The sequence below is a fragment of the Sinorhizobium meliloti genome (genome assembly GCF_017876815.1).
Taxonomy (GTDB): Bacteria; Pseudomonadota; Alphaproteobacteria; order Rhizobiales; family Rhizobiaceae; genus Sinorhizobium; species Sinorhizobium meliloti.
The window spans coordinates 1,933-14,109 of sequence record NZ_JAGIOS010000004.1; the positions used below are offsets into that span (position 1 = coordinate 1,933).

Below are 12,177 nucleotides of genomic sequence, written 5' to 3' on the forward strand. Positions count from 1 at the left end.
TCAGCGGGTAGTTGGTCCGTTCCTCGCCCCCAGCCATTCCATGCCGGACAGCACGTCGCTTGTTCCCTCGCCGGCCATGGCCGGCGTGTTGTGGCGATAGTTCAGCAGCGCACTGAACAGTGGCGCTGGTGCGGCAATATCGCAGCAGCGTTGCGCCAATGCCAGCGAGGCATGCTCGTGTGAGAGCAATTCGGCCAGACGGGCGTGGGCGATACGCACACTTTCCTCGACCCCGGTCTCATCCAGATCCAGCCGCAACGGCAAGGTATTCATGAACAAGCCCATGGCACGGTCGGCGCCGGCACCCGCATGCATGCGGCCGAACAGCACCGTGCCGAACACCACCTGCTCGCGCCCGCTGCTCAGCGCCACCACCTGGGCCCAGGCCAGATGGCAAAGGCTAGCCAGACTCACCCCCAGCCGCCGCGCCTGGTGGCGCAGCCGATCGTTGAGCGCCTGCGGCAGCATCCGCCGTGCCTCGCGGGATCCGCGGCCGTCGCCGTAGACCTCGCTCAGAGCGAACGGCAGGGTCGGCTCGTCGATGTCGGCCAGCATCTCCCGGAAGAACGCTTCATGCGCTTTGGCATCCATGCCAAGCCGCGCCTGCGCCACCAGGTTGCGGAACGGCTGCGGCGCTGCAAGCTCATGCGCGCGCCCCTGCAGCACGGCCCGGACCTCGGCATGCATCACTTCGGCCGTCGTATGATCGCCGATCAGATGGTGCTGCAACACCAAAAGCAGCCAGCGCCCACTGCCCGGTTCGCGCGCGATCACGAACCGCATCAGCGGCGCCCGGCCAAGGTCGAGACGGTACTGGCGCGGATCGAACCGCCGCCTGAGCTCATCGGCGCCGGAACCATCACAGCCCTCCAGCTCGACCTCGAGCACATCCAAGGCCGCCTTGCGCCAGACAACCTGCGCCGGGCTCGACAGACCCTCCCAGACAAAGGCCGTGCGCAGAATGTCGTGGCGGTCGACCACCTGTTGAACCGCAGCAAGGTAGCGATCGAGCACACCCCGCTCGGCAAAGGCCATCTGCGACATCAGGAGATAGGGGTCACCCTGGGTTGCCAGCAAATGATGGAACAGAATGCCGTCCTGCAGCGGCGACAGGCCATAGATATCCTGGATATTGCCGACGCCGCCGGGCACCGTCGACACGATCCGGTCGATCTCCGGTTGGGTAAGATCGATCAGCGGCAGCATCTGCGGCGTGATCGCCGTACTCTGTTCCGTGATCGGGTTGGCAGGCACCTCCACCTCCCGGTGGCTGCCAAGACTGGCGGCCAGATCGGCAAGCATCGGCTTTGCAAATACGGTGCGAACCTCGACCCCGAGCGACAGCCGCCGCAGACGCTCCATCATTTGAACGGCCAACAATGAGTGGCCGCCGAGCTCGAAGAAGTTGTCGTGGCGCCCGACCTGCTCGACGCCGAGAAGCTCGGCCCAGATCCCGGCCAGCAGCGTCTCGATCTCGCCCTGCGGCGCCTCGTAGGCCCGACGCGCATAGGCATCGTCGTCGGGGACCGGCAGCGCCTTGCGGTCGAGCTTGCCGTTCACCGTCAGCGGCAGTGCATCCAGCCGCACGAAGGCCGACGGCACCATGTAGTCCGGTAGCAGGCCACCCAGATGCGCCCGCAACGACGCAGCAAGCCCGGCGCCATCGGCTTCGGCCGACCCGTCCGTCGTCTTCGCAACCACATAGGCGACGAGCCGCTTGTCGCCCGCCGCATCCGCGTGCGCCACCACCGCGGCATCGCCGACAAGCTCATGCTCCAGCAGCCGGGCGGCGATCTCGCCCGGCTCGATGCGGAAGCCGCGGATCTTCACCTGGTCGTCATTGCGGCCCAGAAACTCGAGATTGCCGTCCGGCAGGTAGCGCGCCAGGTCGCCGCTCCGGTACATCCGGGCGCCGGCCTTGCCGCTGAACGGATCCGCCAGGAACCGCTCCGCCGTCAGATCCGGACGGTTCAGGTAGCCGCGCGCCACCCCCGCCCCGCCGATATAAAGCTCACCAACCGCCCCAAACGGAACCGGCTGACCATGGCCGTCCAGCAGATAGATCCGCGTGTTCGAGATCGGACGCCCGATCGTTTCGACAACAGCCTGTCCCCTCGGCATGCAAATCCAAGTCGAGTACGTCGTTGTCTCCGAAGGGGCGTACAGATTGCAAATCTTCTGGACGCGCGTGCTCTCGAATATCCTCTCGATTAGGTCTGCCTTCACCCGCTCGCCCGCCAAATTGATGACGCTTGCCGATGCCGGCACGGCTTTCTGGTTGACCAGAGCGGTGATCGCCGAGGGGACCGTGTTGATCAAGGAGGCATCCACGGGCGTTCGGGCCAGCTTCAGTGCATCCTCGACGAGGTACAGCTTGCTTCCCTGCGAAAGCGGAAGGAAACACTCGTAAACGGACAGATCAAAACAGACCGAGGTCGAGAACAGCGTGCGCCTGATCTCTGATTCGGCAAACACGCCGCCACTCCAATGCAGCAGGTTCACTGTGTTCCGATGCTCGACCATGACGCCCTTAGGCGTGCCGGTGGATCCCGATGTGTAGATGACATAGGCGAGATTGCGGGCTGTCAGGCCGAGGGCATGCGGGTCGGGATCGTCAGCGGACTGGTCGGCCCAGGCGGGCATGGCCGTATCGAGATCGACCGCGCTCAGATCGGCGATTGCCTCGGCGCCCAACGCCGCGCGGCCGGCGGCGTCGCAAAGCAGCAGCCGCGGGCCGGCATCGTCGAGCAACTGCCGCAGCCGTTCGCCGGGATAGGCCGGGTCGAGCGGCACATAGGCGCCGCCGGCCTTGAGGATCGCCAGCAGTCCCACCACCATCGCCGGGCTGCGCTCGACGCAGATCGCCACTGGCTGGTCCGGCCTCACCCCGAGCCCGATCAGATGATGGGCCAGCCGGTTGGCATCGGCATTGAGCGCGCCATAGGAGATCGACTGCTCTTCGAAGACCAGTGCGACCGCGTCGGGCACCCGGCGCACCTGCGCCTCGAACAGCGCATGCACGCAAAGATCCGACGGATAGTCCGCTTCCGTCCGGTTCAACTCCTCCAGCAGGTAGCTGCGCTCCTCAGCCGGAAGAATGTCGAGCTCGCGCACCGGCCTATCGGGCGCTTGCTCCAGCGCGTCGACCAGTTGCTCGAGCGCCCGCTGCATATAGCCGCAGATCCGATCGGCGGAGATCGGTTCGACCGCATCCGCCGTGAGCCCCAGCTCCTGACCAAAATCATCCACCGACAATGTCAGCGGGTAGTTGGTCCGTTCCTCGTCCCCCAGCCATTCCATGCCGGACAGCACGTCGCTTGTTCCCTCGCCGGCCATGGCCGGCGTGTTGTGGCGATAGTTCAGCAGCGCACTGAACAGTGGCGCTGGTGCGGCAATATCGCTGCAGCGTTGCGCCAATGCCAGCGAGGCATGCTCGTGTGAGAGCAATTCGGCCAGACGGGCGTGGGCGATACGCACACTTTCCTCGACCCCGGTCTCATCCAGATCCAGCCGCAACGGCAAGGTATTCATGAACAAGCCCATGGCACGGTCGGCGCCGGCACCCGCATGCATGCGGCCGAACAGCACCGTGCCGAACACCACCTGCTCGCGCCCGCTGCTCAGCGCCACCACCTGGGCCCAGGCCAGATGGCAAAGGCTAGCCAGACTCACCCCCAGCCGCCGCGCCTGGTGGCGCAGCCGATCGTTGAGCGCCTGCGGCAGCATCCGCCGTGCCTCGCGGGATCCGCGGCCGTCGCCGTAGACCTCGCTCAGAGCGAACGGCAGGGTCGGCTCGTCGATGTCGGCCAGCATCTCCCGGAAGAACGCTTCATGCGCTTTGGCATCCATGCCAAGCCGCGCCTGCGCCACCAGGTTGCGGAACGGCTGCGGCGCTGCAAGCTCATGCGCGCGCCCCTGCAGCACGGCCCGGACCTCGGCATGCATCACTTCGGCCGTCGTATGATCGCCGATCAGATGGTGCTGCAACACCAAAAGCAGCCAGCGCCCACTGCCCGGTTCGCGCGCGATCACGAACCGCATCAGCGGCGCCCGGCCAAGGTCGAGACGGTACTGGCGCGGATCGAACCGCCGCCTGAGCTCATCGGCGCCGGAACCATCACAGCCCTCCAGCTCGACCTCGAGCACATCCAAGGCCGCCTTGCGCCAGACAACCTGCGCCGGGCTCGACAGACCCTCCCAGACAAAGGCCGTGCGCAGAATGTCGTGGCGGTCGACCACCTGTTGAACCGCAGCAAGGTAGCGATCGAGCACACCCCGCTCGGCAAAGGCCATCTGCGACATCAGGAGATAGGGGTCACCCTGGGTTGCCAGCAAATGATGGAACAGAATGCCGTCCTGCAGCGGCGACAGGCCATAGATATCCTGGATATTGCCGACGCCGCCGGGCACCGTCGACACGATCCGGTCGATCTCCGGTTGGGTAAGATCGATCAGCGGCAGCATCTGCGGCGTGATCGCCGTACTCTGTTCCGTGATCGGGTTGGCAGGCACCGCCACCTCCCGGTGGCTGCCAAGACTGGCGGCCAGATCGGCAAGCATCGGCTTTGCAAATACGGTGCGAACCTCGACCCCGAGCGACAGCCGCCGCAGACGCTCCATCATTTGAACGGCCAACAATGAGTGGCCGCCGAGTTCGAAGAAGTTGTCGTGGCGCCCGACCTGCTCGACGCCGAGAAGCTCGGCCCAGATCCCGGCCAGCAGCGTCTCGATCTCGCCCTGCGGCGCCTCGTAGGCCCGACGCGCATAGGCATCGTCGTCGGGGACCGGCAGCGCCTTGCGGTCGAGCTTGCCGTTCACCGTCAGCGGCAGTGCATCCAGCCGCACGAAGGCCGACGGCACCATGTAGTCCGGTAGCAGGCCACCCAGATGCGCCCGCAACGACGCAGCAAGCCCGGCGCCATCGGCTTCGGCCGACCCGTCCGTCGTCTTCGCAACCACATAGGCGACGAGCCGCTTGTCGCCCGCCGCATCCGCGTGCGCCACCACCGCGGCATCGCCGACAAGCTCATGCTCCAGCAGCCGGGCGGCGATCTCGCCCGGCTCGATGCGGAAGCCGCGGATCTTCACCTGGTCGTCATTGCGGCCCAGAAACTCGAGATTGCCGTCCGGCAGGTAGCGCGCCAGGTCGCCGCTCCGGTACATCCGGGCGCCGGCCTTGCCGCTGAACCGATCCGCCAGGAACCGCTCCGCCGTCAGATCCGGACGGTTCAGGTAGCCGCGCGCCACCCCCGCCCCGCCGATATAAAGCTCACCAACCGCCCCAAACGGGACGGGTGCGCCATGACCGTCAAGCACATAAAGCCGCGTGTTCGCAATCGGACGGCCGATCGGGATTGACGTAAGGCCTTCTACGTCGCCCGTTATTTCGAATGCGGCGCATCCAACGGTGGCCTCTGTCGGACCAAAATGGTTGATCAGGCGCACATTTGGAAAACGCCGCTGCCAAAGTTGCATGTCTGCTGGAACCAGCGATTCGCCACCAACCATAAGTGCTTTAGTTGGAGGTTGTCCCTCGTTATCATCAATCTTTTTGTTAAGAATGCTCAGATGCGAGGGAGTAACTTTAACCAAGTCGAAGGCTTGTCCCTTCTTCAATTCACCGAGAGAGATAATTTGGACAGTTGGATCTAGAAGATGAAGTTTCGTTCCCGCCAACAGCGGACCGAATAGGGTCGTAACGATGCCATCAAAACTCATTGAATGCGTTACAGGCGAGCCGTTGGACGTTCTTTTGTAAAAGCTTCGATTTGACCACTGCAAATAGTTCGACAAGTGTTGATGCTCGACCATGACGCCCTTAGGCGTGCCGGTGGATCCCGATGTGTAGATGACATAGGCGAGATTGCGGGCTGTCAGGCCGAGGGCATGCGGGTCGGGATCGTCAGCGGACTGGTCGGCCCAGGCGGGCATGGCTGCATCGAGATCGACCGCGCTCAGATCGGCGATTGCCTCGGCGCCCAACGCCGCGCGACCGGCGGCGTCGCAAAGCAGCAGCCGCGGGCCGGCATCGTCGAGCAACTGCCGCAGCCGTTCGCCGGGATAGGCCGGGTCGAGCGGCACATAGGCGCCGCCGGCCTTGAGGATCGCCAGCAGTCCCACCACCATCGCCGGGCTGCGCTCGACGCAGATCGCCACTGGCTGGTCCGGCCTCACCCCGAGCCCGATCAGATGATGGGCCAGCCGGTTGGCATCGGCATTGAGCGCGCCATAGGAGATCGACTGCTCTTCGAAGACCAGTGCGACCGCGTCGGGCACCCGGCGCACCTGCGCCTCGAACAGCGCATGCACGCAAAGATCCGACGGATAGTCCGCTTCCGTCCGGTTCAACTCCTCCAGCAGGTAGCTGCGCTCGTCGGGAGGCAGGATGTCCAGCTCGGACACCGGCTGCTCGGCATCGGCAAGCATCGCCCGCAGCAGCGCCAGCAGATAACCACATTGCCGCTCGATCGTCGCCCGGTCGAACAACGCCGTCGCATAACCGAGAGTCCCGGCGATGGCCTCGCCCTGCTCTCCCAGGTTCAGTTCCAGATCGAACTTGACCTGATCGAGCCCCTCGCCCGCAGCCTCCACCTGCAGCCCCGGCAGGTCCAATGACCCGCCGGTGTTGTTCTGCCAGGCCAGTCCCACCTGGAACAACGGCGTGTGACCGAGAGCCCGGGGCGGCTGGACGATCTCCACCACCTGCTCGAACGGCAGGTCCTGATGATCCTGCGCAGTCAAGGCCGCGCGCCGCGCCCGTTCCAGGAGATCGGACACGCTCGGCTCGCCCGACAGATCGATTCGAACCGCCAGGGTGTTGACGAAGAAACCGATTAGATCCTCGATCTCGCGGCGACGACGATTGGCCGTCGGCACACCGATCACGATATCGTCCTGCCCGGACAGGCGCGACAGCACCGCAGCCCAGGCCGCCAGCACTGTCATGAACAACGTCGTGCCATGCTGCCGGCTCAGCCGCTTGAGCCCGCGCGTCAGAGCCTCATCGATGATAACCGGCACGCTGGCTCCGGCAAACGACTGCTGTGCCGGCCGCGGCCGGTCCGTCGGCAGCGCCAGACGGGCCGGGGCGCCAGACAGGGTGTCGCGCCAATACTGCGCCTGACGCTGCAGCCGCTCGCCGGACAACCATTGCCGTTGCCAGGCGGCATAATCCGGATACTGGATCGCCAGCGGCGGCAAAGGATCGTCCTCTCCAGCCTCAAACGCGCGGTAAAGGCTGCTGAGCTCGCGCACCAGCACCCCCATCGACCAGCCGTCCGAGACTATGTGATGCTGCGTCAGCAGAAAGACGTGCTCCTCATCCGCCAGCCGGATCAGCCGGCCGCGGATCAGCGGCTCGCGCGCCAGATCGAACGGCGTGCGCGCCTCTTCTTGGCACAGATCCAAAAGCGCGGCTTGCGCATCCGGCCTGTCCCGCAGATCGTGCTCGACCACCGGCAATCCCCTGTCCCCGGACAAAATCTGGACCTGCGGGTCATCCTCTCCGGCGACGAACGTGCAGCGCAGCGCCTCGTGACGGGCAAACAGGCGGTCAAGGCTGCGCCGCCAGGCGACACGGTCGAGTCTGCCCTGCAGTCGCCACCCCAGGGGAATGTTATAGTTCGTGCTGTCTTCGTCCAACTGTGCCAAGAACCAGAGACGCTGCTGCGAATAGGACAGCGGAAGCGCACCATCACGTCCGACTGGCATGATGACCGGTGCTGTCTGCGCACCAGAACCGTTCAGCACTTCGCCAACACTTAGCGCCAAATCGGCCAATGTTGGCTTGGCGAACAGGATCGCCAGCGGCAGCTCCACTGCCAAGGCCTCGGTCAGCCGGACGAGCACGCGCACCGCCAACAATGAGTGGCCGCCGAGCTCGAAGAAGTTGTCGTGGCGCCCGACCTGCTCGACGCCGAGAAGCTCGGCCCAGATCCCGGCCAGCAGCGTCTCGATCTCGCCCTGCGGCGCCTCGTAGGCCCGACGCGCATAGGCATCGTCGTCGGGGACCGGCAGCGCCTTGCGGTCGAGCTTGCCGTTCACCGTCAGCGGCAGTGCATCCAGCCGCACGAAGGCCGACGGCACCATGTAGTCCGGTAGCAGGCCACCCAGATGCGCCCGCAACGACGCAGCAAGCCCGGCGCCATCGGCTTCGGCCGACCCGTCCGTCGTCTTCGCAACCACATAGGCGACGAGCCGCTTGTCGCCCGCCGCATCCGCGTGCGCCACCACCGCGGCATCGCCGACAAGCTCATGCTCCAGCAGCCGGGCGGCGATCTCGCCCGGCTCGATGCGGAAGCCGCGGATCTTCACCTGGTCGTCATTGCGGCCCAGAAACTCGAGATTGCCGTCCGGCAGGTAGCGCGCCAGGTCGCCGCTCCGGTACATCCGGGCGCCGGCCTTGCCGCTGAACGGATCCGCCAGGAACCGCTCCGCCGTCAGATCCGGACGGTTCAGGTAGCCGCGCGCCACCCCCGCCCCGCCGATATAAAGCTCACCAACCGCCCCAAACGGAACCGGCTGACCATGGCCGTCCAGCAGATAGATCCGCGTGTTCGAGATCGGACGCCCGATCGTTTCGACAACAGCCTGTCCCCTCGGCATGCAAATCCAAGTCGAGTACGTCGTTGTCTCCGAAGGGGCGTACAGATTGCAAATCTTCTGGACGCGCGTGCTCTCGAATATCCTCTCGATTAGGTCTGCCTTCACCCGCTCGCCCGCCAAATTGATGACGCTTGCCGATGCCGGCACGGCTTTCTGGTTGACCAGAGCGGTGATCGCCGAGGGGACCGTGTTGATCAAGGAGGCATCCACGGGCGTTCGGGCCAGCTTCAGTGCATCCTCGACGAGGTACAGCTTGCTTCCCTGCGAAAGCGGAAGGAAACACTCGTAAACGGACAGATCAAAACAGACCGAGGTCGAGAACAGCGTGCGCCTGATCTCTGATTCGGCAAACACGCCGCCACTCCAATGCAGCAGGTTCACTGTGTTCCGATGCTCGACCATGACGCCCTTAGGCGTGCCGGTGGATCCCGATGTGTAGATGACATAGGCGAGATTGCGGGCTGTCAGGCCGAGGGCATGCGGGTCGGGATCGTCAGCGGACTGGTCGGCCCAGGCGGGCATGGCCGTATCGAGATCGACCGCGCTCAGATCGGCGATTGCCTCGGCGCCCAACGCCGCGCGACCGGCGGCGTCGCAAAGCAGCAGCCGCGGGCCGGCATCGTCGAGCAACTGCCGCAGCCGTTCGCCGGGATAGGCCGGGTCGAGCGGCACATAGGCGCCGCCGGCCTTGAGGATCGCCAGCAGTCCCACCACCATCGCCGGGCTGCGCTCGACGCAGATCGCCACTGGCTGGTCCGGCCTCACCCCGAGCCCGATCAGATGATGGGCCAGCCGGTTGGCATCGGCATTGAGCGCGCCATAGGAGATCGACTGCTCTTCGAAGACCAGTGCGACCGCGTCGGGCACCCGGCGCACCTGCGCCTCGAACAGCGCATGCACGCAAAGATCCGACGGATAGTCCGCTTCCGTCCGGTTCAACTCCTCCAGCAGGTAGCTGCGCTCGTCGGGAGGCAGGATGTCCAGCTCGGACACCGGCTGCTCGGCATCGGCAAGCATCGCCCGCAGCAGCGCCAGCAGATAACCACATTGCCGCTCGATCGTCGCCCGGTCGAACAACGCCGTCGCATAACCGAGAGTCCCGGCGATGGCCTCGCCCTGCTCTCCCAGGTTCAGTTCCAGATCGAACTTGACCTGATCGAGCCCCTCGCCCGCAGCCTCCACCTGCAGCCCCGGCAGGTCCAATGACCCGCCGGTGTTGTTCTGCCAGGCCAGTCCCACCTGGAACAACGGCGTGTGACCGAGAGCCCGGGGCGGCTGGACGATCTCCACCACCTGCTCGAACGGCAGGTCCTGATGATCCTGCGCAGTCAAGGCCGCGCGCCGCGCCCGTTCCAGGAGATCGGACACGCTCGGCTCGCCCGACAGATCGATTCGAACCGCCAGGGTGTTGACGAAGAAACCGATTAGATCCTCGATCTCGCGGCGACGACGATTGGCCGTCGGCACACCGATCACGATATCGTCCTGCCCGGACAGGCGCGACAGCACCGCAGCCCAGGCCGCCAGCACTGTCATGAACAACGTCGTGCCATGCTGCCGGCTCAGCCGCTTGAGCCCGCGCGTCAGAGCCTCATCGATGATAACCGGCACGCTGGCTCCGGCAAACGACTGCTGTGCCGGCCGCGGCCGGTCCGTCGGCAGCGCCAGACGGGCCGGGGCGCCAGACAGGGTGTCGCGCCAATACTGCGCCTGACGCTGCAGCCGCTCGCCGGACAACCATTGCCGTTGCCAGGCGGCATAATCCGGATACTGGATCGCCAGCGGCGGCAAAGGATCGTCCTCTCCAGCCTCAAACGCGCGGTAAAGGCTGCTGAGCTCGCGCACCAGCACCCCCATCGACCAGCCGTCCGAGACTATGTGATGCTGCGTCAGCAGAAAGACGTGCTCCTCATCCGCCAGCCGGATCAGCCGGCCGCGGATCAGCGGCTCGCGCGCCAGATCGAACGGCGTGCGCGCCTCTTCTTGGCACAGATCCAAAAGCGCGGCTTGCGCATCCGGCCTGTCCCGCAGATCGTGCTCGACCACCGGCAATCCCCTGTCCCCGGACAAAATCTGGACCTGCGGGTCATCCTCTCCGGCGACGAACGTGCAGCGCAGCGCCTCGTGACGGGCAAACAGGCGGTCAAGGCTGCGCCGCCAGGCGACACGGTCGAGTCTGCCCTGCAGTCGCCACCCCAGGGGAATGTTATAGTTCGTGCTGTCTTCGTCCAACTGTGCCAAGAACCAGAGACGCTGCTGCGAATAGGACAGCGGAAGCGCACCATCACGTCCGACTGGCATGATGACCGGTGCTGTCTGCGCACCAGAACCGTTCAGCACTTCGCCAACACTTAGCGCCAAATCGGCCAATGTTGGCTTGGCGAACAGGATCGCCAGCGGCAGCTCCACTGCCAAGGCCTCGGTCAGCCGGACGAGCACGCGCACCGCCAACAATGAGTGGCCGCCGAGCTCGAAGAAGTTGTCGTGGCGCCCGACCTGCTCGACGCCGAGAAGCTCGGCCCAGATCCCGGCCAGCAGCGTCTCGATCTCGCCCTGCGGCGCCTCGTAGGCCCGACGCGCATAGGCATCGTCGTCGGGGACCGGCAGCGCCTTGCGGTCGAGCTTGCCGTTCACCGTCAGCGGCAGTGCATCCAGCCGCACGAAGGCCGACGGCACCATGTAGTCCGGTAGCAGGCCACCCAGATGCGCCCGCAACGACGCAGCAAGCCCGGCGCCATCGGCTTCGGCCGACCCGTCCGTCGTCTTCGCAACCACATAGGCGACGAGCCGCTTGTCGCCCGCCGCATCCGCGTGCGCCACCACCGCGGCATCGCCGACAAGCTCATGCTCCAGCAGCCGGGCGGCGATCTCGCCCGGCTCGATGCGGAAGCCGCGGATCTTCACCTGGTCGTCATTGCGGCCCAGAAACTCGAGATTGCCGTCCGGCAGGTAGCGCGCCAGGTCGCCGCTCCGGTACATCCGGGCGCCGGCCTTGCCGCTGAACGGATCCGCCAGGAACCGCTCCGCCGTCAGATCCGGACGGTTCAGGTAGCCGCGCGCCACCCCCGCCCCGCCGATATAAAGCTCACCAACCGCCCCAAACGGAACCGGCTGACCATGGCCGTCAAGCACATAAAGCCGCGTGTTCGCAATCGGACGGCCGATCGGCACATACCGGTGAGGCGCCTCAATTCTCGTGTCGGTAAGAAAGGTGGTCGCCCAAATCGTAGTCTCCGTCGGACCATAAAGATTTCTGAGAGATTTTACCCTTCTGCCGAGGTTCGAGGCCAGTTCTGAAGGCAACGCTTCGCCGCCACACAACGCACTTAAATCGGGCGCACCCTCCCAGCCGGCGTCGAAGAGCATACGCCACGCCGCGGGGGTCGCCTGCATCACAGTTATCTTCTGATGGGATAGATACCGCTGTAATCCAATAACACTGGTTCCGTGAGCAACAACGACGTTAGCTCCCACGGCCAGTGGCAGATAGAGTTCCAGCCCCGCAATGTCGAAAGAGATCGTCGTGATCGCGAGGAGTGAATCGCGCTCTGTGAGGCCCGATACATCTAAAAG

The 12,177-nt window shown here is 65.2% G+C and carries 1 protein-coding gene (only partly in view); it reads right to left on the bottom strand.

The window, feature by feature from the left end; translation table 11 throughout:
• Positions 1 to 12,177 carry the final stretch of a non-ribosomal peptide synthase/polyketide synthase gene (locus JOH52_RS35750; RefSeq protein WP_234942953.1) on the bottom strand. It continues 18,939 nt past the right edge of the window, so only the last 12,177 of its 31,116 coding nucleotides appear in the window; its start codon lies beyond the right edge, outside the window; it ends in the stop codon at positions 1 to 3.